At 63.4% G+C, this 21,110-nt stretch carries 15 protein-coding genes; 8 read left to right on the forward strand and 7 right to left on the reverse strand.

Annotated elements, in window-relative coordinates; translation table 11 throughout:
* The first annotated feature begins 196 nt into the window (after positions 1 to 196).
* On the forward strand, positions 197 to 934 hold the full coding sequence (locus tag GTP44_RS10575) for a sensor histidine kinase (RefSeq protein ID WP_161019393.1): 738 nt from the start codon (positions 197 to 199) through the stop codon (positions 932 to 934).
* Here the strand turns inward: GTP44_RS10575 and GTP44_RS10580 are convergent.
* The 7 genes from GTP44_RS10580 to uraH all read right to left on the reverse strand — a co-directional run bounded on the left by GTP44_RS10580 (position 931) and on the right by uraH (position 8,344).
* Positions 931 to 2,160 carry a type II secretion system F family protein gene (locus GTP44_RS10580; RefSeq protein ID WP_160990880.1) on the reverse strand — a complete coding sequence of 410 codons (1,230 nt, stop codon included), beginning with the start codon at positions 2,158 to 2,160 and terminating at the stop codon, positions 931 to 933. The genes GTP44_RS10575 and GTP44_RS10580 overlap by 4 nt on opposite strands.
* 10 nt (positions 2,161 to 2,170) lie before the next feature.
* A complete protein-coding gene (pilB, locus tag GTP44_RS10585) occupies positions 2,171 to 3,904 on the reverse strand; it encodes a type IV-A pilus assembly ATPase PilB (RefSeq protein WP_161019394.1) in 1,734 nt (577 codons plus the stop codon).
* Positions 3,905 to 4,028: 124 nt separating this feature from the next.
* On the reverse strand, positions 4,029 to 5,318 hold the full coding sequence (locus tag GTP44_RS10590) for an HlyC/CorC family transporter (RefSeq protein WP_161019395.1): 1,290 nt from the start codon (positions 5,316 to 5,318) through the stop codon (positions 4,029 to 4,031).
* A gap of 97 nt (positions 5,319 to 5,415) precedes the next feature.
* The gene (locus GTP44_RS10595) at positions 5,416 to 6,030 is read right to left on the reverse strand and encodes a VOC family protein (RefSeq protein WP_161019396.1); all 615 of its coding nucleotides are present in this window, start codon (positions 6,028 to 6,030) and stop codon (positions 5,416 to 5,418) included.
* A complete protein-coding gene (locus GTP44_RS10600; protein ID WP_160990876.1) occupies positions 6,027 to 6,473 on the reverse strand; it encodes a hypothetical protein in 447 nt (148 codons plus the stop codon). The genes GTP44_RS10595 and GTP44_RS10600 overlap by 4 nt, the downstream gene beginning before the upstream one ends.
* 3 nt (positions 6,474 to 6,476) lie before the next feature.
* Positions 6,477 to 7,970 (reverse strand): tetratricopeptide repeat protein, encoded by a 1,494-nt coding sequence (locus GTP44_RS10605; protein WP_161019397.1) that lies wholly within the window; start codon positions 7,968 to 7,970, stop codon positions 6,477 to 6,479.
* A gap of 20 nt (positions 7,971 to 7,990) precedes the next feature.
* Positions 7,991 to 8,344: a hydroxyisourate hydrolase gene (uraH, locus tag GTP44_RS10610; protein WP_161019398.1), complete on the reverse strand. Its 354-nt coding sequence runs from the start codon at positions 8,342 to 8,344 to the stop codon at positions 7,991 to 7,993.
* Positions 8,345 to 8,453: 109 nt separating this feature from the next.
* Between uraH and puuE the strand changes: the two genes are divergently transcribed.
* From puuE to GTP44_RS10645, 7 genes are all read left to right on the forward strand, one after another.
* Positions 8,454 to 9,407: an allantoinase PuuE gene (gene puuE, locus GTP44_RS10615; protein WP_161019399.1), complete on the forward strand. Its 954-nt coding sequence runs from the start codon at positions 8,454 to 8,456 to the stop codon at positions 9,405 to 9,407.
* Positions 9,408 to 9,414: 7 nt separating this feature from the next.
* Entirely contained in the window at positions 9,415 to 10,884 is a 1,470-nt protein-coding gene (gene xdhA / locus GTP44_RS10620) for a xanthine dehydrogenase small subunit (RefSeq protein WP_161019400.1), read from the forward strand.
* An 8-nt stretch (positions 10,885 to 10,892) separates the two neighbouring features.
* Positions 10,893 to 13,196, forward strand: coding sequence for a xanthine dehydrogenase molybdopterin binding subunit (gene xdhB, locus GTP44_RS10625; RefSeq protein ID WP_229256871.1), 2,304 nt, complete (start codon positions 10,893 to 10,895; stop codon positions 13,194 to 13,196).
* Positions 13,196 to 14,188 (forward strand): xanthine dehydrogenase accessory protein XdhC, encoded by a 993-nt coding sequence (xdhC, locus tag GTP44_RS10630; RefSeq protein ID WP_161019469.1) that lies wholly within the window; start codon positions 13,196 to 13,198, stop codon positions 14,186 to 14,188. The genes xdhB and xdhC overlap by 1 nt, the downstream gene beginning before the upstream one ends.
* A 30-nt stretch (positions 14,189 to 14,218) precedes the next feature.
* Positions 14,219 to 15,526, forward strand: a complete 1,308-nt coding sequence (gene guaD, locus GTP44_RS10635) for a guanine deaminase (RefSeq protein WP_160990871.1) — start codon at positions 14,219 to 14,221, stop codon at positions 15,524 to 15,526.
* Between the two features lie 14 nt (positions 15,527 to 15,540).
* A complete protein-coding gene (locus tag GTP44_RS10640; protein WP_161019401.1) occupies positions 15,541 to 16,986 on the forward strand; it encodes an amidohydrolase family protein in 1,446 nt (481 codons plus the stop codon).
* 595 nt (positions 16,987 to 17,581) lie between these two features.
* Positions 17,582 to 21,010: a TonB-dependent receptor gene (locus GTP44_RS10645; protein ID WP_161019402.1), complete on the forward strand. Its 3,429-nt coding sequence runs from the start codon at positions 17,582 to 17,584 to the stop codon at positions 21,008 to 21,010.
* Positions 21,011 to 21,110: the final 100 nt, after the last annotated feature.

A 21,110-nucleotide genomic window follows, 5' to 3' on the forward strand; every position in this document is an offset into this window, starting at 1 on the left:
GGTTAGCGGGCTTGAATGGTCACGGGCCCCATATTAAAGCATGCGCGCGGCGTTGCGCTGGGTTTTTCGGCCGACACTCCCTCGTCGGGGAGATAGTAAAACGCCGGCAACGGTGGCAAGGTGTCTGTTCTGTCCTTCCGCTCGGAGCGCGTCCTTGTCGTCGTCTTTGCAGACACCGTTATTTTGGCTGCTCGGCTTGCTTTTAGCATGCCTGGCGGCTGGCGCTGTCTGTCTGCTGTGCCTGCGTCGCCTGCGGCGCGCCTACCATGCCCGGCTGCGCCAGCTGGCCGAGCGCGAGCGTGTGGCCACCAGCCTGCACGACACGCTGCTGCAAAGCATGCAGGGCATGATCCTGCGCTTCCAGAGCGTCGGCCACCGGATGGCGGCCGACAGCGCGGAGCGCGCCGCGCTCGAACAAATCCTCGACCAGGCCGACGAGGTGCTGGCCGAGGGACGGCACCAGATTCTGGCGCTGCGCGTGCCGCTGGCCGACGGCGACAGGCTGAGCCAGGCCCTGGCCGCCGCCGGCCAGGCGCTGCAGGAAACCTTCGACGTGCCGTTCCGCATGCTCATCAGCGGCGACCCGGCGCCGGTCAACGGCGACCGCGCCGAGCAGATGTACGCCATCATGCGCGAGGCGCTGGTCAACGCCTTCCAGCACGCGCGGGCCAGCCGCATCGAGCTGTCGCTGGACTACGGCTGCGCCTTCCTGACGCTGCGGGTGCGCGACAACGGCCGCGGCATGACGCAGCTGCCGGCCGGCTACGCCGCGCTGCGCGAGCGCGCCGCCGCCATGGCCGCCAGCCTCGACGTCTTGAGCGTGCCGCGGCAGGGCACCGAGGTGATCCTCAAGGTGCCGGGCGAGGTGTGCTACCAGACGCCGCGCGCGCCGCGCCGGCGGCGCGGCCTGGCGGCCTGGCTGCGGCGGGGCTAGACCACCGAGCCGAGCTTGAAGATCGGCAGGTACATGGCCACCACCAGACCGCCGATCAGCACGCCGAGTATGACGATGATGGCCGGCTCCATCAGCGAGGCCAGCGCGGCCACCGCCTCGTCCACCTCATCCTCGTAGAAGTCGGCCACCTTGCCCAGCATGGCGTCCAGCGCGCCGGATTCCTCGCCGATGGCGACCATCTGCGTCACCATATTTGGAAACACCTCGGCGTTCTGCATTGCCACCGTGAGGCTGGTGCCGGTGCTGACCTCGGTCTGGATGCGGCGCGTGGCATCCAGATAGACGGCGTTGCCGGCCGCGCCGCCCACCGAGTCCAGCGACTCCACCAGCGGCACGCCGGCGGCGAACATGGTCGACAGCGTGCGCGTCCAGCGGGCGATGGCGGCCTTGCGGACCACCGCGCCGAACACCGGCAGCCGCAGCAGCAGCCGGTCCATGCCGCGCTGCATCCGCGGTGAACGCTGCCAGGCGCGCAGGAAGAAGTAGATGCCGGCGCCCAGCCCGCCAAAGATCACATACCACCACTGTACGAAGAAGGCCGACATGGCCATCACGAACAGGGTTGGCGCCGGCAGACTGGCGCCGAAGCTGGTGAACACCTCCTTGAAGGCCGGCACCACCCAGATCATGATCACCGCCGTCACCAGAAAGGCCACCGCCAGAATCGACACCGGATACAGCAGCGCCGACTTGATCTTGGCCTTGATGGCCTGGGTCTTTTCCTTGTAGACGGCCAGCCGTGTCAGCAGGTCCTCCAGAATGCCGGCCTGTTCGCCGGCGCCCACCAGGTTGCAGAACAGTGGATCGAAGTAGCGCGGGAATTTGCGGAACGCCTGATTCAGGCTGGTGCCGGTCTCGATATCGGCGCGCAACTCCATCACCAGCCGCGACACCGACGGATTGGCGTGGCCCTTGCCGACGATGTCGAACGATTGCAGCAGCGGCACGCCGGCCTTCATCATGGTCGCCAGCTGGCGGGTGAACAGCGTGATGTCCTTGTCGGTGACGCGCTTGCCGGAGCGGTAGGCCTTCTTCCTGACCTTGGTGACCAGGATGCCCTGGCGGCGCAACGTGACATTGACCACCGCCTCGCCGCCGGCGCGCAGCTCGCCGCGCACGGTCTTGCCGGTCTTGTCCTTGCCCTCCCAGGCGAACACCGATTCCTTGACCTGGATCTGGTTACCCGCGTTGCGCGCTGTCGCCATGTTCGCCGTCCTATTCGTTGGTGCAGCCCAGCACTTCTTCCAGGCTGGTCAGTCCGGCCTTGACCTTGGCCAGGCCGGACTGGCGCAGCGTGCGCACGCCCTCGGCCTCGGCCTGGGCGGCGATTTGCAGCGCGTTGCCGTGGGCCAGGATCAGCGCCTCGATCGCCGGCGTGATCGGCATCATCTGGTAGATGCCGACGCGGCCCTTGTAGCCGCCGCCGTTGCAGCGCTCGCAGCCGACCGGGCCGTAGGGGCGCCATGCGCCGTCCAGCTCGGCCGCCGTGAAGCCGGCCTTGAGCAGCCGCTCGGGTGCAATGTCGAGCGGCTGCTTGCAGCCGCACAGGCGGCGCGCCAGGCGCTGGGCGGTGATCAGGATCACCGACGAGGCGATGTTGAACGGCGCCACCCCCATGTTCAGCAGCCGGGTGAGGGTGGATGGCGCGTCGTTGGTGTGCAGCGTGGAAAATACCATGTGCCCGGTCTGGGCCGCCTTGATGGCGATGTCGGCGGTTTCCAGGTCGCGGATCTCGCCGACCATGATCACGTCCGGGTCCTGGCGCAGGAAGGACCTCAGCGCCACCGCGAAGGTCAGGCCGGCCTTGTCGTTGACGTTGACCTGGTTGACGCCCGGCAGGTTGATCTCGGCCGGGTCTTCGGCGGTGGAGATGTTGATGCCCGGCTGGTTGAGCAGGTTGAGACAGGTGTACAGCGACACCGTCTTGCCCGAGCCGGTCGGCCCGGTCACCAGCACCATGCCGTGCGGGCGCCGGATCGCGTCCAGCAGCAGTTGCTGCTGGGCCGGCTCGTAGCCGAGCAGATCGATGCCCATCTGCGCCTGCGTGGCGTCGAGTATGCGCATGACGGTTTTTTCGCCGAACAGCGTCGGCAGCGTCGAGATCCGCAGGTCGACGGTCTTGGTGGGCGAGACGATCAGGCGCATGCGGCCGTCCTGCGGCACGCGTTTCTCCGCGATGTCGAGCTTGGCCAGCACCTTGATCCGCGAGACCAGCTTGTCCTTGATCGAAATCGGCGGCTGCGCGTGTTCGATCAGCACGCCGTCGACGCGGAAGCGGATGCGGTAGAACTTCTCGAACGGTTCGAAGTGCAGGTCGGAGGCGCCCAGGTTGACCGCGTCCAGCAGCATCTTGTTGAGGAAGCGCACCACCGGCGCGTCCTCGACCTCGCTGGCGGCGTCGGCGGCGGCCGGCGTTGGCGCCACCACCTCTTCCTCGGCGAACTGGATGTCGCCGCCGTCGCCGGCCAGCTCGGCGATGCTTTGCTCGCTGCTGGTGTCGAGGCGGGCCAGCAGTTGTAGCAGCGCGTCGTGGGCCACGATCACCGGTTCGACCGTCGATTCGGTCTGGAACTTGATCTGGTCCAGCGCCTGGGTGTTGGTCGGATCGGAGATGGCCACCGCCATCTTATTGCCGCGCCGCGACAGCGCGACGACGCGCTGCGACTGCATCAGCTTGTTATCGATGATCTTGGCGGGCAAGGCCTCCGGGTGCAGCGCCTGGACGTCCAGCAAAGGGTAGGCGAAGGTATCGGCGCAGAAGGCGGCCAGTGTCCGGGCGTCGATCGCGCCGCTGGCCAGCAGCACATCGATGAAGGCGGCCTTGTCGGCGACGGCCTTTTTTTGCAGCGCTTCGGCCTGGCTCGTGGTCAGCCGCCCGGCTTGCAACAACGCCCGCGCCAGCCCCGGCAACGGGGCGCCTGCGACTGCGTTTGGTAGGACAGCGGCCATACAAGCGTCGGGTCAGGTTGGAGGAGGGCGGATCGGTAAAGGATGCTCCCCGGCATTACGTTGGTAAAGCCGTTATCACCAGTGTACTCCGCTCTGTCGCGCGCGCCTACGCGTTTGCGCGGCCTTAGCGCATGCCCTTGTTGTCGGCGCGCCGCAGTTTGACCACCTTGATGGCCTGGTCGTGCACCTGCACCACTTCGATGATGCACTGGTCGACCTTGAGGCTGATCGGCGCCTCTGGAATTTCTTGCAATAGTTCCAGCAGCATACCGTTCAGGGTCTTCGGGCCGTCGAGCGGGAAGTGCAGGTCGAGGCGCTTGTTGACGTCGCGTAAAGGCGTGGTGCCGTCCAGCAGGCAGGCGCCGCTGGCGTCCCAGCCGAAGCTTTCCGCCTTGGCCGCACCCGGGGTGGAGGTGGTGAACTCGCCGATCATCTCTTCGATGATATCGTCCAGCGTGACCAGGCCCTGCACCTCGCCGTACTCGTCGACGATGATGCCCAGCCGTTCCTTGTTCTCCTGAAAATATTGCAATTGCGTGAACAGGCGCGTGTCTTGCGGGATGAAATACGGTGTCGTCAGCAGCGCGCGGAAGTGTTCGGTGGTCAGTTCGTCTTCCTGGTTCAGCAGCGCGACCGCCTTGCGCACGTGCAGAATGCCGACGATGCGGTTGATCTCGCCTTCGTAGACGGGCAGCTTGTTGTGGTAGCAGGTGGTCAGCTCGCGCTTGATTTCCTCGACCGGCAGGTTCAGGTTCAGCGCCTCGATCTGCGCGCGCGGCGTCATGATGTCCTCGACCGAGATGGTTTCCAGGTCGAACAGGTTGAGCAGGATGCTCTTGTGCTTTTGCGGGATGAAATGGCCGCCTTCCAGCACGATCGAGCGCAGTTCCTCCGGCGACAGGCGCGGATCGTGCTGGTGCGCGCCGACGGTGATGCCGAACACCTTCAGCAATTGCGACACGAACAGGTTGACGAACCAGATCATCGGCTTGGCCAGCGCCATCAGCGGCCGCAGCACCATGCTGGTCGGCAGCGCGATTTTTTCCGGGAAGGTGGCGCCGATGACCTTGGGCGAAATCTCGGCGAACACGATCAGCAGGAAGGCCACCGCGCCGGTGGAAATGGTGATGACGTTGTCGTCGTGGCCGAAGGACTGGATGGCGATCGAGGTCACCAGCGCGGTGGCGGCGGCGTTGAACAGCGTATTGGCGATCAGCACCAGCGACAGCAGCTTATCGGTGCGTTCGAGCAGCCACAGCGTGGTGATGGCGCGGCGGCTGCCACGCTTGGCCTCATGGCGCAGGCGATACTTGTTGGCCGCCATCAGGGCGGTTTCGGCCATCGCGAAGAAGGCGGAACAGAGAATCAGGAAGAAGAGTGCAAGAAATTGCACCCAAAGGGGAACGGTATCCAAGGGAAAGTGGCAGACCGGTCAGGCGCCAGCAGAACGCAATAGCGCAAATTCTAAGTCAATGATGAGTTACGTGCAACTCCGGTGTCAGGTCTGCTGTTCAGTATCGGAAGATCAGTGGCAGGATGGGACGGAAGTCGTGCGTGAGGCCGCGCATTTCGTCGTCAAAGCTGATTTCCAGCAGGTGTTCTTTGCCTTCGGCGAAGGTGACGTCGCTGCCGAGGGCCGCCGCCGACAGGGCTGCCACAGCCGGCAGGGTGCAGCGCACGGCGCTGATGCGGTTCAGGCCCGCCGCGTGATCGGGCGGCGGTGGCAGGCTTTTGCCGCCGGCGAGGTAGAACCACATCGGCTCCGAGAGCGGCGCTTCGCTGGCGATGCCGATGCTCATGCCCGGCGGCAGATAGGATGGCTGGTAGTCGAACACTGGGAAAGCCGGCGTGCCGGCATCGCGGAAGCAGATGCCGAATGGCGAGGCGGCGCTGTCGGCACACAGGCGTTCGCCCAGCGTGGTCGGCGCGGTCAGCGGGCTGGCGACTTCCGCCGCGTCGGCAATCCACAGCAGTTCGAGGAAGGCGTTGGCGAAGAAGAAGCGGCGGTTGGCCGTGCCTTGGCCGGGATGCACGTTGCCGCTGCCCTCGGTCAGACCAAACGCGCGCAGCGCCTCGGCTTCCGGCGCGCCAGGTGTCGCGCGGATGAAGATGTGGTCTGGTTTCATTGCCAAGGCGTCCGCACTTCCAGCGTGGCTTCGTCACAATGGCCGTTGCTGATCGCATCCAGCGCTCGTATAAAATCATCCAGCAGTGCCGGTTCGGTCATCAAGTGCATATGGGCCTCGTTGGCGACATGCTTTTTGCCGAAGTCGAAGAAATTGGTTTGCATGTGAATCGTGATGCAGATCTTCCCGCGCTCGATAAACTGTAAGCGGGCGTGAAATCCACCCGCCGCGTATTCCGGTCCAAACTCGCCGAAGCGCAGATCACAGATGCCGCCATAGATCTGCGTCTTGAACTGCTCCAGCCGCGCCACGGTATTCGCCAGCTCGCTCTGCCCGACGTAGACTTCGTTGCAAAAGACCGAGACGACATTGCTGACGCTGATCTCCAGCGTGACCATGTGATCGTCGGTCATCACTTTGCGCATCGTGATTTTTTCAGCCATGGGCTACCTCGTCATAATCAGTGCATGGGCGGCGATCGGCGCGCCGTTTTCTTCGCGCGCGTCCAGCGCCTGCGTGGCCAGTACGGTGAAGCCGGTTTCTGTGGCCAGGCGTTGCAGGTAGGCCAGCGTGTGAGCGTAGCGGTTGGAGGGGCGTAGCACGTAGTCGGCGCCTTCGCCGGCTTCGACCGAGAAGCAGAAGCGTCCACCGGGACGCAGCGCCGCGTGCACCGCGCGGAACACCGGCGCCAGATCGCCGATGTAGACGAAGACGTCGGCGGCGACCGCAAGGTCGAAGGCGGCGTCGCGGCCGTCCAGATAGGCCAGCAGGTCGGCACAGGTTAGTTCGTCGTACAGGCCGCGTTGCGCCGCCTTGTCCAGCATTTGTTGTGACAGGTCGATGCCGTGCAGCTTGCGCGAGTAAGCCCGCAGGTACGGGCCGCACAAGCCGGTGCCGCAGCCCAGGTCCAGCGTCGATAGCTCGGACGATGGCGCCACGTGGCGCAGCAGCGCGTCCAGCACGGCCGGCGTTTTGTAGCCCAGTACTTCGGTCAGATGCTGGTCGAAGTGGTTGGCGTATTGGTCGAACAGCGAGCGCACATAATCGTTGGGCAGCGTGGCCGGCGTTTCGCCTGCGCCGACGGAGGCCAGCGCGAAGGCGATGGTTTCGGGATTGTCGCCATGCGCCAGCGCGGCGCGGTAGGCGTCGACGGCTTCCTCGCGCCGGCCCAAAGAGCGCAGCGCGTTGCCGCGTTGGTAGTGCGCCAGCGCGTCATCGGGTTTGTGCTTCAGCGCCTGATCGTAGCTGTCCAGCGCCGCCGCGAATTCGCCCAGCCGATGCAGCGAGGCGCCTTGCGCGCTGTACGCCTCCGCCCAGTCGGGACGCAGATGAATGGCGCGGTCGAAGCTTTCCACCGCTTCCGGCAGATAGCGCAGGCAGTGCAGCGCGTGGCCGCGTGCCAGCCAGGCGTCGGCGTAGCGGTCTTTGAGGTTGAGCGCGTCCTCGGCCGCGCCCAGCGCGTCCAGATAGCGTCCCTGATCCTGCAGGACGATGGCGCGGTTGCAGTGCGCCTCGGCGTATTGCGGCTGAATCGCCAGCGCGCGCTGGTAGCTGTCCAGCGCCTCATCCGGTCTGCCAAGCCGGCGCAGCGCGTTGCCGCGATTGCTCCAGGCCAGCGCATAGGAAGGATGGAGCGCCAGCGCGCGCTCGTGGCTGGCCAGCGCCTCCTCGGCCCGACCGAGGTCCAGCAGCGCCACGCCAAGATTGCAGTGGGCGGCGGCCTGGCTGTCGTTGACCGCGATCGCACGCGCGATCAGGTCGATGGCGCCGGCGGCGTCGCCCTGCTGGCGCGCGATCACGCCCAGCAGATGCAGCGCATCAAATTGCCGTGGATTGAGTTCGAGGACCTGCCGGTACAGCGCCTGCGCCGGCTGTAGCCGTCCCTGCTGATGCAGGGAGACGGCTTGTTCAAGGAGGGATGCGGCCAGTGATTCAGTCATAGTGCCCGCATCTTATCATTTCAGCTTCCGCGGTAAGTCGAATAGGACCACGGCGACACCACCAGCGGCACATGGTAGTTCTGCTCCGCGTGGGCGACGCCGAACGCCAGCGTTACCTCATCGATAAAGCGCGGCTCCGGCAGCGCCACGCCCTGCGCCGCGAAATAGTCGCCGGCGCTGAACACCAGCTCATATTTGCCCTGTTTCAGTGCATCGCCTTCCAGCAACGGGGCGGAACAGCGGCCGTCGGCATTGGTGACGTCGTTCTTCAGCAGCGTGCGACCCCGCAGCCCGACCGCATACAAAGCCACTTTGACGCCGGCGCCCGGCTTGCCCTGCGCGATGTCGAGAACGTGCGTACTGAGTTTGCCCATGATTGGTCCTATATTTGCTTGTGACAGGTATCTATTCAGTAAATCATATACTGCCACGGATCTGCGCATATATGATTAGAGTTATATTCCCCATAGACTTGCCAGCGCCATGACCACTTACGACAACTACCCGCGCGACATGATCGGCTACGGCCCGAAACCGCCGCACGCGCAGTGGCCCGACAAGGCCCGCGTCGCCCTGCAATTCGTGTTGAATTACGAAGAGGGCGGCGAGAACAGCGTGCTGCACGGCGACGCCGGCTCCGAGACCTTCCTGTCCGAGATCATCGGCGCGGCCTCGTTCAGCAACCGCCACATGAGCATGGAGTCGCTGTACGAATATGGATCGCGCGCCGGTCTGTGGCGGCTGCTGCGCATGTTCGAGGAGCGCAAGCTGCCGCTGACGGTGTTCGGCGTTTCGATGGCGCTCAAGCGGCATCCGGAGGCGGTGGCGGCGTTCCAGCAACTGGGCCACGAAATCGCCTGCCACGGCCTGCGCTGGATCACCTACCAGAACATGGACGAAGCCACCGAGCGCGCGCACATGAAAGAAGCGGTGGACATCATCCGCGAACTGACCGGCAGCGCACCGCAAGGCTGGTACACCGGCCGCGATTCGCCGCAGACGCGCCGGCTGGTGATGGAGCACGGCGGCTTCCGCTACGACGCTGACTATTACGGCGACGACTTGCCATTCTGGCAGAAGGTCGACTACACCAACGCTGACGGTGTGGCCGTCAGCGCGCCGCAACTGATCGTGCCGTACACGCTGGACACCAACGACATGCGCTTCGCCGCCGCGCAAGGCTTCAACGCCGGCACGCAGTTCTTCGATTACCTGAAGGACGCCTTCGACGTGCTGTATGCCGAAGGTGATCCCAACGGCCTGAATCAGCCCAAGATGCTGTCCATCGGCCTGCATTGCCGCATTGTTGGACGTCCGGCGCGCGCGGCCTCGCTGGCGCGTTTCCTCGACTACGTGCAAAGCCACGACAACGTCTGGATCACGCGCCGTATCGATATCGCCGAACACTGGCGCAAGGTTCACCCATTTGCTGAATGAGATTCCGATGTCCGACCCGATACGCTTTTACTTCCGTGGCGCAGTTCAGGAAATCCACGACGCCGCACCCACTCGCACCGTGCTGCAGCACCTGCGCGAGGACCTGCATTGCACCGGCACCAAAGAAGGCTGCGCCGAGGGCGACTGCGGCGCCTGCACGGTGGTCGTCGGTAGTCTGAACGCCGCCGGCCAGCTGGAGATGAAGGCGGTCAACTCCTGCATCCAGTTCGCGCCCACGCTGGACGGCAAGGCGCTGTTCACGGTGGAGGACATGCGGCAGCCGGACGGCGCGCTGCACCCGGTGCAGCAGGCGATGGTCGAGTGTCACGGCTCGCAATGCGGTTTCTGTACGCCGGGCTTTGTGATGTCCTTGTGGGGCATGTACCTCGACCAAGACGGCCAGCCGGCGCCGCGCAAGGAGATCGACGACTGCCTGTCCGGTAACCTGTGCCGCTGCACCGGCTACCGGCCGATCATCGACGCCGCGCGACGCATGACCGAGCTGCCGAAAGTGTCGTTCGACCGTGACGCGCTGGCGCGCCAGTTGCAGGCCTTGCGGCGCGAGGCCGGTTCGACCTATACAGCGCAGGGGCAGTCGTTCCACGCCCCGCGCACGCTGGAAGAGTTGGTGGCGCTGCGCGTCGCGCATCCGCATGCGACGCTGCTGGCCGGCTCCACCGACATCGGCCTGTGGGTCACCAAGCAGATGCGCGCGTTGGGCGACATCATTTATCTCGGCCATGTGGGCGCGCTGCAAAGCGTGCGGCAGAATGACGGCATGCTGGAAATTGGCGCGGGCGTATCGCTGAATGACGCCTATGCGGCGCTGTGCGAGCTGTATCCGGCGCAGCTGAGCGAATTGTGGCAGCGCTTTGCGTCGCTGCCGATCCGCAACGCGGGCACGCTGGGCGGCAATGTCGCCAACGGTTCGCCGATCGGCGATTCGATGCCGTGGCTGATCGCGCTGGGCAGCGAGGTTGTGCTGCAAGGTCCATCCGGCCGGCGCGTGCTGCCGCTGGAAGCTTTTTATCTGGACTATCAGAAGAAGGATTTGCAGGCCGACGAATTGGTCGCCGCCGTGCGCGTGCCGCTGCCTCGGCAGAATGTGCGGTTCCGTACCTACAAGCTGGCCAAGCGCTTCGACCAGGATATCTCCGCGGTGTGCGCGGCGTTTGCGTTCAGGCTGGAAGACGGCACGGTGCGGGACGCGCGCATCGCCTTCGGCGGCATGGCGGCAACGCCGCGCCGCGCCGCGCGCGCTGAAGCGTCGCTGATTGGCTTGCGCTGGAGCGAGGCCAATCTGCGCGTGGCGATGGACCAGTTGCAGCAGGACTTCGCGCCGCTGTCGGATATGCGTGCATCCAGCACCTACCGCATGCAGACGGCGCAGAACCTGTTGCGCCGCTTCTGGCTGGAGACGCGCCCCGATGCGCCGCTCGCGGCGGACGCCGTCAACGCTTTCGCGTGCCGCGCATGAAGGAGGCCATGATGAATGAATGGACAGCGGTAGGCGTATCGCGCCCGCACGAATCGGCCGAGCTGCATGTGCTGGGTCAGGCCACCTATACCGACGATATCCCCGAGCTGCAAGGCACGCTGCATGCGGCGCTGGGTCTGTCGTCCAAGGCCCATGCGCGCATCACGGCGATGGATCTGGCGCCGGTGCGCGCCGCGCCGGGTGTGGTGGCGGTCTACACCGCGGCTGATATTGCCGGTACCAACGATTGCGGGCCGATCATCCATGACGATCCGATTCTGGCTGTCGAGGAAGTGATGTATGTCGGTCAGCCGATCTTCATCGTGGTGGCGGATACGCACGACAACGCGCGCCGCGCCGCGCGCAAGGCGGTGGTCGCGTATGAGGAACTGCCGGCGATCTTCACGCCGCAGGAAGCCAAGGCCGCCGGCGCGTATGTGCTGCCGCCGATGCAGTTGAAACGTGGTGATTACCAGGCCGCTTTCGAGGCCGCGCCGCGCGTGGTCAAGGGCCAGTTGTTTGTCGGCGGCCAGGAACAGTTCTACCTCGAAGGCCAGATCGCCTATGCGATTCCGAAAGAAGACAACGGCCTGCTGGTGCAATGCTCTACGCAGCATCCGAGCGAAATGCAGCACGTGGTGGCGCATGCCATCGGCGTGCATTCGCACAAGGTGCAAGTGGAGTGCCGCCGCATGGGCGGAGGCTTCGGCGGCAAGGAGTCGCAGTCCGCCTTGTGGGCGGCATCGGCCGGCATTGCCGCGTCCATGTTGCGCCGTCCGGTCAAGCTGCGCGCCGACCGGGATGACGACATGCTGGTCACCGGCAAGCGTCACTGCTTCTACTACGAGTACGAGGTGGGCTACGACGACAACGGCAAGATTCTCGCGGCGCGCGTGGACATGACCTTGCGAGCCGGTTTCTCAGCCGACTTGTCGGGACCCGTGGCGACGCGGGCGGTCTGCCACTTCGATAACACCTACTACCTGTCGGACGTGGATATTCGCGCTGGTTGCGGCAAGACGAATACGCAGTCGAATACGGCATTTCGCGGTTTCGGCGGCCCGCAAGGTGCGATTGCGATCGAGTACATCATCGACGAGATCGCGCGTAACCTCGGGCGTGATGCGCTGGATATCCGCCGGCTCAATTTCTACGGCAAGACTGAGCGCAACGTGACGCCCTATGGCCAGCAGATTGTCGATAACATCATTGAGGCGTTGACGGCGGAACTGGAGCAGACCAGCGAATACCGCGCGCGCCGCAAGGCGATTGAGGCATTCAACGCCACCAGCCCGGTGCTGAAAAAGGGGATTGCGTTCACGCCGCTGAAGTTCGGCATCGCGTTCAATGTCACGCACCTGAATCAGGCGGGCGCGCTGGTGCATGTGTATGTCGATGGTTCGGTGCTGGTCAATCATGGCGGCACGGAGATGGGGCAGGGCATCAACACCAAGGTGATGCAGGTGGTCGCTCATGAACTGGGCCTTGATCTGTCGCAGGTGCGTATCACGGCCACGGATACCAGCAAGGTGGCGAATACCTCGGCGACCGCCGCGTCTACCGGCGCGGATTTGAACGGCAAGGCGGCGCAGGATGCGGCGCGGCAGATTCGTGAACGTCTGGCCGCGTATGCGGTCAAGCTGTATGGCGATGACGATGGCCAGCCGGTTCGCTTCCAGGATAACCATGTGCAGGTGAACGGGCACAATGTGCTGTTCGCGGAGCTGGTGCAGAAGGCGTATCTGGCGCGCGTGCAGTTGTGGTCCGATGGTTTCTACGCGACCCCCGGCCTGCACTGGGACGCGAAGACAATGAATGGGCATCCGTTCTCGTACTATGCGTATGGCGCGGCGGTTTCCGAAGTGGTGGTCGATACGCTGACCGGCGAGTGGAAGCTGTTGCGCGCCGATGCCCTGTACGATGCCGGTCGTTCGCTGAATCCCGCCATCGATATCGGCCAGGTCGAAGGCGCGTTCATTCAGGGCATGGGCTGGCTGACCACCGAACAGCTGTGGTGGAATGCGGCGGGCAAGTTGATGACGCATGCGCCGTCCACCTACAAGATTCCGGGGATTTCGGATTGTCCTGAGGATTTCCGCGTGAAGCTGTTCGATAACGGCAACGTGGAGGACAGTATCCACCGCTCGAAGGCGGTGGGTGAGCCGCCATTGCTGCTGCCGTTTTCGGTGTTCTTCGCGATTCGCGACGCGATTTCTGCGGTAGGCGGGCATCGGGTGAATCCGCCATTGAACGCGCCGGCCACCAGCGAGGAGATCTTGCGGGCGGTGTCGATTGTGGAAGTGATGGCGTGATGAATGTCTGGCTGACAACGCAAGTGTCGCAACCGGCGGTGCTGGTGACTGTGGTGATCGTCGAGGGTTCCGGCCCGCGCGAGCCGGGCGCCAAGATGCTGGTGACGGCGCGCGGTCAGCACGATACGATCGGCGGCGGGCATCTGGAAATGTGCGCCGTGGCGTTGGCGCGTGAGATGCTGAAAGGCGCGGCGACGGCGCGTCTGGAACGTTATGCGCTCGGCCCGACGCTGGGGCAGTGCTGCGGCGGCGTGGTGCATCTGGCGTTTGAGTTGGTCGGCCCCGAACTGGCCGCCGTGTTGGCCGGTCTGCGCGCGCGACCGCGCGAAGACCACTGGCGCCTCAGCGCCATCGACGGCCCGGCCACCGCGCTGCTGCTCGGCCCCGGCGAGTCCAGCATCCCGGCCGTCGACCGCGAGCGCGGCACGCATGTGCTGCGCGACGCGCAGGGGCGGCGCTGGCTGGCCGATCCTTGCCTGGCGCCACGCGCGCATCTGGTGTTGTTCGGCGCCGGCCATGTCGGCACGGCCATCATGCGCCTGCTGGGCGAGCTGCCGTGCACCGTCACCTGGGTCGATGAGCGCGAGGACATGTTCCCCGCAGACCCGCCGGTCAACGTCACCGTGGAAGCGACCGACATGCCGGAAGCCTGCGTGACCGCTGCGCCTGCGGACGCCAGCTACCTCGTGATGACCCACAGCCACGCACTGGACCAGCGCCTGACCGAAGCCATTCTGACGAGAGAAAACGTCGGCTGGTTCGGACTGATCGGATCGCACACCAAGCGGGTACAATTCGAGCGTCGCATGGCCGCGCGCGGCGTCCCGCAAGACCGTATCGACAACATGGTCTGCCCCATCGGATTACCGGGCATCTCCAGCAAACTCCCCGCCGCCATCGCCGCCTCCGTGTGCGCGCAATTGTTGATGGTGTGGGAGCGGCAGCAAACCGCCGCACTCAACGCGCCGGCACGGCTGGCTGTCGCAAGCTAAACTACGCATTCAGATTCAAGAAAGACCAACATGACCACCAACCTGCAAGCCTATCGTGGCAGCTTGCTGCACTTTCTCGCCGATCCGGCCTTCAACGAACGGTCTCACGACTGGCACGAAGACGGCCTGCTGATCGTCGAGGACGGCAAAGTCAAAGCCGCCGGCGACTACGCCGCGCTGCACGCCACGCTTCCCGCCGGCGCCGTGGTGCACGACTACAGCGGCAAGCTGCTGATGCCGGGCTTCATCGACACCCACATCCACTACCCGCAGACCGACATGATCGCCTCGCCGTCGGAAGGCTTGCTGCCATGGCTGGAAACCTACACCTTCCCGTCCGAACGCCAGTTCGAGGACAGCAAGCATGCCGCCAACGTGGCCGACTTCTTTCTCGACGAGCTGCTACGCTGCGGCACCACCACCGCCATGGTCTACTGCACCGTACACCCGCAATCGGTGGACGCCTTCTTCGCCGCCAGCGAGCAGCGCGGCCTGCGCATGGTGGCCGGCAAGGTGATGATGGACCGGAACTGCCCCGACTTCCTGCGCGACACCGCCGAAACCAGCGCCCGCGACACCGAAGCGCTGATCCAGCGCTGGCACAAGCGCGGCCGCGCGCTTTACGCCATCACGCCGCGCTTCGCGCCGACGTCCAGCGAGCGCCAGTTGCAGCTGGCCGGCGAACTGGCGGCCGCCTATCCTGACACCTACATCCAGACCCACGTATCCGAAAACGAGGCCGAATGCGCGTGGGTGCGCGAGCTGTTCCCCAACTCGCGCAGCTACATCGACGTCTACGACAGCTACGGCATGATGCGCCCGCGCGCCATGTATGGCCACTGCATCTGGCTCGATGAGCAGGACCGCCGGCGCATGGCCGAAACCCAGTCCGCCGCCGCCATCTGCCCGACCTCCAATCTGTTCCTCGGCAGCGGCCTGTTCGACTTCGAGCGCGCCGACGATGCCGGCGTGCTGCTCTCGCTGGCCACCGACGTGGGCGGTGGCACCTCGTTCTCGATGTTGCAAACAATGAATGAAGCCTATAAAGTAGCGCGCTTGAAGGGCAGTTATCTGCCGGCTTTGCGCATGTTCTACCTGGCCACGCTGGGCGCCGCGCGCAGCATGCAGCTCGAAGGCACCATCGGCAATTTCGCTGCCGGGACAGAGGCGGACTTCATCGTCATCGACCCGCAGGCGACGCCGCTGCTGCAGCGGCGCACGTCGCGCGGCAACAGTCTGGAAGAGCTGCTGTTCGCTTTGGCGCTGCTGGGCGACGACCGCGCGATCGCTGCCACCTATGCCGCCGGCCGTCAGGTGCATGCCCGTGAAATGAGTTAACCAAGGACCCGACCATGAAGAAAAACATCGCCAGCCTGAAGGCCGCCGCACTGGCCGCCGCCGTGTTCTGCGCCATGCCGCAGGCGCACGCCGCCAACGCCAATGAGGAAGCCACCAAGCGCCACTTCGCGTCGCTGGTCGCGCCGGGCAAGGAGCCAAAACTGGCCGAGTTGACGATGTTCTTCACGCTGATGCCCAAGGGCGGCGATCTGCATCACCACTACTCGGGCGCGATCTACGCCGAGCAGTATCTGGAGTGGGTGGACAAGGAAGGCTTCTGCGTCAACAAGACCAATTACACCATTGAGAAGGTCAAACCCTACGCCGGCTGCCTGTCGGGTGAGGGCGTCCTGACTGACAACACCGTGCTGGCCAATCTGCTGCAGCGCTGGTCGGACAAGGATTTCTACAACCACGGCGCCATCCAGTCGCCGCCGGATCGCCAGTTCTTCGACACCTTCGCCTATTTCAATCCGGTGGCGTCGACCAACGCGGTGGATGGCCTGCAACGCCTGAAGCAGCGTGCCATTCAGGAAAACGTCAGCTACATCGAAACGATCTACGAGATCGCGCCGATCGCGCAGGATGCGGACTTTGACAAGAAAGCGCTGTCCGCCGGCGTGACCGAAGCCGATTTCGCCGCGCTGTCGGCCAAGCTGGAAAAAGATCAGGCCTTCCAGGGCTGGATCAGCTCTTACCTGAAGAATGTGGACACGGTCAGTGTCGGCATCGACGATGCCAACTTCACGCTGCGCTACCAGCCGTTCGCGCTGCGCTTCCTGTCGCCGTCGCAGGTGTACTCGCAGATCGTCTCCAGCTTCAAGCTGGCCACCTCGAATCCGAAGATCGTCGGCGTCAACATCGTCGGCCAGGAGAGCGTGCATGTGTCGATGCGCGACTATGCGCTGCACATGCAGATGTTCAAATTCCTCAAGTCGAGATATCCGCAGGTGAAACTGGCGCTGCACGCCGGCGAGTTGTCGCTGGGCATGGTGGAGCCGGAAGGCCTGACCTTCCACATCAAGGACGCCATCGATGTCGCCGGCGCCAGCCGCATCGGCCACGGCATGGACATTGCCCACGAGAGCAATCCGCTGGCCATCATGAAAAAAATGCGTGATCAGAAGATCCCGGTCGAAGTCAATTTGAGCAGCAACGACTTTATCCTGGGCATCAAGGATCAGGCGCACCCGGTCACGCTGTTCCGCAAATATGGCGTGCCGTATGTGCTGTCGACCGATGATGCCGGTGTGTCGCGCAATAATCTGTCCGGCGAATACGTGCTGTATGCGGCGCGCTACCAGCCGGATTATGCGGAAGTGAAAAAACTGTCATACGACAGCATCCGTTATTCCTTCCTCAATGACGCCGATAAACAACGCTTGTTGAAGGCATTGGACGGCAAATTCACCAAATTCGAGGCGGAGATCGCCGGCGCCAAGTCGCCGGCCGGCCGCTGAAAAACGGGGCGTTTGTGGCGTCTAATCCACAAACGCCCCGGTTGTTACAAACTCGTTTCCCTGCCCGGCGCATTTCTCGCGCTGATATAAAACACAACAGTTATCCACGGCAAGTTTTTTTCTGATAACTATGTGGCCTGCTTACGACATAAATTCGAATCTCGGTTCAGACTTTTTATTTATTTGATATTGAATGGATTTCATCTTGGTCCGGCTGGCATATAATTTCGCCGCATGTTGACAGGCTGATACGTGATGCATGTTTTGATGACCAGAGCATGACTTATTTATATGTTTATCGTCTCAATATATAAGATAAATTGAATTTGTCGCCGCTTTTTGCTTATTGCATAGTTCACAGAATCGATCCAAAAAGGCAATATTTTATTGCCAGATTTACCGGCTGACATGGCGTCCATCGCCCCTGTTACGCCCTTGTTGATGTCATAACCCTGACACATTCGGTCGTTAAACTCACCCGCTGCCCTTGGCACGCTGGGTGTTGACGGCTCAGACCAGTTGCAGCAAACGTAAAGAGGAATACCTGCCACCAGCGGGGTTTCATATAACTATTAGTCTTTTTTGAGGTTATACAATGATCAATCATAAACGGCTCAAGCTGACGCAAATTGCGCTCAGCCTGTCTATCGCGCTAGCGACAGTACCGGCCCTCGCCCAGAACACCACCTCCGCGATCGGCGGCCGTATTTCGGTCGGCGATGGCAAGCCTGCGGCCGGCGCCACCGTGTCGATCCTGCACACGGAGTCGGGTTCGGTCACCAACGTCGTCACCGACGCTGAAGGCCGTTACGTCCAGCGTGGTCTGCGTACCGGCGGGCCGTATACGATTACGATTACCAAGGACGGCGTGACCGAAGTGCGCGAGAACGTCTTCATCCAGCTGGCCGAAACCGCCAACGTGGACGCCACCCTCGGCGGTCCGGTGGCCGCCGCGCAGATGCAGTCCGTGACCGTGGCCGGCAGCAGCCGTTCGGAAAAATTCTCGCGTACCGCGATGGGCGCCGGCACCAGCATCAGCGCGACCGAACTGGCGATCCAGGGTTCGATCAACCGTAACCTGCAAGACTACGCCCGTGCCGACCCACGCGTGTCGCAGACCGACAAAGAGCGCGGCGAAATGTCCGTGGCCGGTCAGAACTCGCGCTACAACTCGCTGACCATCGACGGCGTGTCGGTCAACGACACCTTCGGCCTGGAAGCGTCGGGTTCGCCGACCGCCAAGCAGCCGATCTCGATCGAGGCGATCCAGTCGGTGCAGGTCAACGTCGCCAACTATGACGTCACCCAGAAGGGCTACACCGGCGGCAACATCAACGCCGTCACCAAGTCCGGCACCAACACCGTCAAGGGCAGCGTCTACTACGTGTTCCGTAACGACAAGCTGGCCGGCGACCGCTACAACGCCACCAACGACACCTACGCGGCGCCAGCGCCGTTCAAAGAAACCACCAAGGGTGGCACGCTGGGCTTCCCTCTCGTCAAGGACAAGCTGTTCATGTTCGTGAACTGGGAAAAGCTGGAATCGACCCGCGCCGCGCCATCCTACGGCCCGCTGGGCAGCTCGATGACCAACGTCGGCGTGACGTCGTCGGCCATCGCCTCGGCCCAGTCGATCGCCAAGAATACCTATGGCATCGACATCGGCACCAGCGAGGTGCCAGCCGGCACCGCGCTGAACGTCACCGACAAACTGGTGAAAGTCGACTGGAACATCAACGACAACCACCGCGCCATGTTCCGCTACTCGAAGACCGATCAGAGCGAACCGCAGTTCTCCGGCCTGTCGGCCACCGGCATTTCGCTGAACTCCGAGTGGTATCAGCAGAACAAGACCATTGAGACCAAGGTCGCCCAGTTGCTGTCCGACTGGACCCCGACCTTCTCGACCGAGTTCAAGCTGTCGAGCCGCGATTATGATTCGCTGCCTAAACTGAACGCCAGCCTGCCACTGGTCGGCCTGCAGTTCTCGGGCGCGCTGCCAGCCGGCACGCCATCGACCATCTCGACGGGCAACCGCTTCATCAACTTCGGTACCGATAACAGCCGCCAGCGCAACGTCCTGGGCACCAAGACCACCGACGCCTACGGCGCGGGTAACTGGTCGCTGGGCGACCACGAAGTCAAGTTCGGTGCGGACTACAGCAAGAACGAGGTGTACAACGCCTTCCTGCAAAACGTCTGGGGCAACTACACCTTCAACTGTTCCAGCAACATTTCGTATCAGTTCCTGAACGGCGGCACCCTGAATTGCGCGACCGCGACCAATGCGCAGAACGAAGCGGCGGTGCTGGAGAACTTCCGCCGCGGCCGTCCAAGCTCGTACAGCGTACAGGTGGCCAACGCCGGCCTGACGCTGGACGATGCGGTCTCGAAGTTCGATATGAAGAACTATGGCCTGTTCGTGCAGGACACCTGGACTGTCAACTCCAACCTGACCGTCAACTACGGCGTGCGTGTGGACAAGACCGGCGTTGGCGGCCGTCCGCTGCGCAATGCGACTGTGGCGCAGGCCATGGTGGCCGGCAATCCAGCCACCAACACCCGCGCCACCGGCGGCTTCGGTCTTGACAACACCAACACCTTCGACGGCCAGAGCCTGGTGCAGCCGCGCGTCGGCTTCAACTACACCTTCGATACCGCGCGCAAGATGCAAGTGCGCGGCGGCGCCGGCCTGTTCCAGGGTTCGGCTCTGACCGTATGGCTGTCCAACCCGTTCTCGAACACCGGCGTGCAGACCCGCACCGTGGGTTGCGGCATTGGCGGCTATGCAGCCTGCCCAGCGACCGATGGCCTGTATAGCCCGGACATCAACAAGCAGGTGACCAGCTTCACCGGTTCGGTACCGGCCGCCAACGTCGACGTGCTGGCGCAAGGCCTGCGCCAGCCGTCGGTATGGAAGTCGAACATCGCGCTGGAAATGGAACTGCCATGGTACAACCTGGTGCTGGGTATGGAATACCTGAATACCAAGGCGCGTGACGCGATCTACTATCAGAACGCCAACCTGGGTGCGGCTACCCGTACCGGTACCGATGGCCGCGCGCTGTACTACAACGCACAGGGCTACAACCCAGCGTGCTGGAGCGCCACCGGCGGTTCGCTCACCAACGGGGTTTGCACTGGCTTCACCGCCAAGGCATTGAGCAATTCGGCCTTCAACAACGTGCTGGTCGCCACCAAGACCGACAAGGGCGGTTCCAACGTCGCCACCGTGTCGCTGTCGCGTCCGATGATCGGCGGCTGGAGCTGGTCGCTGGCGTACACCTACACCGACGCCAAAGAAGTCTCGCCGCTGACCTCGTCGACCTCGTCGTCGAACTTCGCCAGCCGCTCGGTCTTCAATCCTAACGAAGAGACCAACGCCAACTCGAACTACCTGGTGAAAGACCGGATCAGCGCGCTGATTAACTTCCGCAAGCGTCTGTTCGGCGCGTACAACACCACCTTCGGCCTGTTCTATGAAGGCCGTTCGGGCAAACCGTACAGCTGGACCGTCAACAATGACCTGAACGGTGACGGCATGGCCGGTAACGACCTGATGTACATCCCGTCGAAACCGGGTTCGGGCGAAGTGATCTTCTACGGCGACAGCGCCACCAGCCACGCCAACGAAGACCGCTTCTGGAGCGTGGTCAACAGTAACGGCGTGCTGAAACGCGCTGCCGGCGGCGTGGTCAAGCGTAACACCGACTTCGCTCCATGGACCAACAGCATCGACCTGCGCATCGCCCAGGAAATCCCTGGTCTGTGGACTGGCCACAAAGGCACGATCTCGTTCGACATCTTCAACGTCGGCAATCTGCTGAACAAGAAGTGGGGCCGTATCAACGAAGTCGGCTTCCAGACCAACGGCGGTCTGGCACGCAGCTTCGTCGACTACCAGGGTCTGGATGCTAACGGCAAGTACATCTACCGTGTGCGTGACGTGGAATCGGTCGATATCCGCCAGGTCAAAGGCGAATCGCAGTGGGCAGTTCAAGCCACCGTCAAGTACGAGTTCTAAGCTCGGCAAGACTGGCCTGAAAGGCACATGATCAAAAACGGCTGGTGGCGACATCAGCCGTTTTTTATTTGTAACGTAGTATTTACCAGCCGCCGATTGC

It is taken from the genome of Duganella lactea (assembly GCF_009857505.1).
Classification (GTDB): Bacteria; Pseudomonadota; Gammaproteobacteria; order Burkholderiales; family Burkholderiaceae_D; genus Rugamonas; species Rugamonas lactea.

What these genes read in the sequence shown, in the direction of transcription:
- GTP44_RS10580 (WP_160990880.1), bottom strand. Translation starts at nt 2,160, where the DNA reads ATGGCGACAGCGCGCAACGCGGGTAACCAGATCCAGGTCAAGGAATCG.
- pilB (WP_161019394.1), bottom strand. Translation starts at nt 3,904, where the DNA reads ATGGCCGCTGTCCTACCAAACGCAGTCGCAGGCGCCCCGTTGCCGGGG.
- GTP44_RS10595 (WP_161019396.1), bottom strand. Translation starts at nt 6,030, where the DNA reads ATGAAACCAGACCACATCTTCATCCGCGCGACACCTGGCGCGCCGGAA.
- GTP44_RS10600 (WP_160990876.1), bottom strand. Translation starts at nt 6,473, where the DNA reads ATGGCTGAAAAAATCACGATGCGCAAAGTGATGACCGACGATCACATG.
- GTP44_RS10605 (WP_161019397.1), bottom strand. Translation starts at nt 7,970, where the DNA reads ATGACTGAATCACTGGCCGCATCCCTCCTTGAACAAGCCGTCTCCCTG.
- uraH (WP_161019398.1), bottom strand. Translation starts at nt 8,344, where the DNA reads ATGGGCAAACTCAGTACGCACGTTCTCGACATCGCGCAGGGCAAGCCG.
- puuE (WP_161019399.1), top strand. Translation starts at nt 8,454, where the DNA reads ATGACCACTTACGACAACTACCCGCGCGACATGATCGGCTACGGCCCG.
- xdhA (WP_161019400.1), top strand. Translation starts at nt 9,415, where the DNA reads ATGTCCGACCCGATACGCTTTTACTTCCGTGGCGCAGTTCAGGAAATC.
- xdhB (WP_229256871.1), top strand. Translation starts at nt 10,893, where the DNA reads ATGATGAATGAATGGACAGCGGTAGGCGTATCGCGCCCGCACGAATCG.
- xdhC (WP_161019469.1), top strand. Translation starts at nt 13,196, where the DNA reads ATGAATGTCTGGCTGACAACGCAAGTGTCGCAACCGGCGGTGCTGGTG.
- guaD (WP_160990871.1), top strand. Translation starts at nt 14,219, where the DNA reads ATGACCACCAACCTGCAAGCCTATCGTGGCAGCTTGCTGCACTTTCTC.
- GTP44_RS10640 (WP_161019401.1), top strand. Translation starts at nt 15,541, where the DNA reads ATGAAGAAAAACATCGCCAGCCTGAAGGCCGCCGCACTGGCCGCCGCC.
- GTP44_RS10645 (WP_161019402.1), top strand. Translation starts at nt 17,582, where the DNA reads ATGATCAATCATAAACGGCTCAAGCTGACGCAAATTGCGCTCAGCCTG.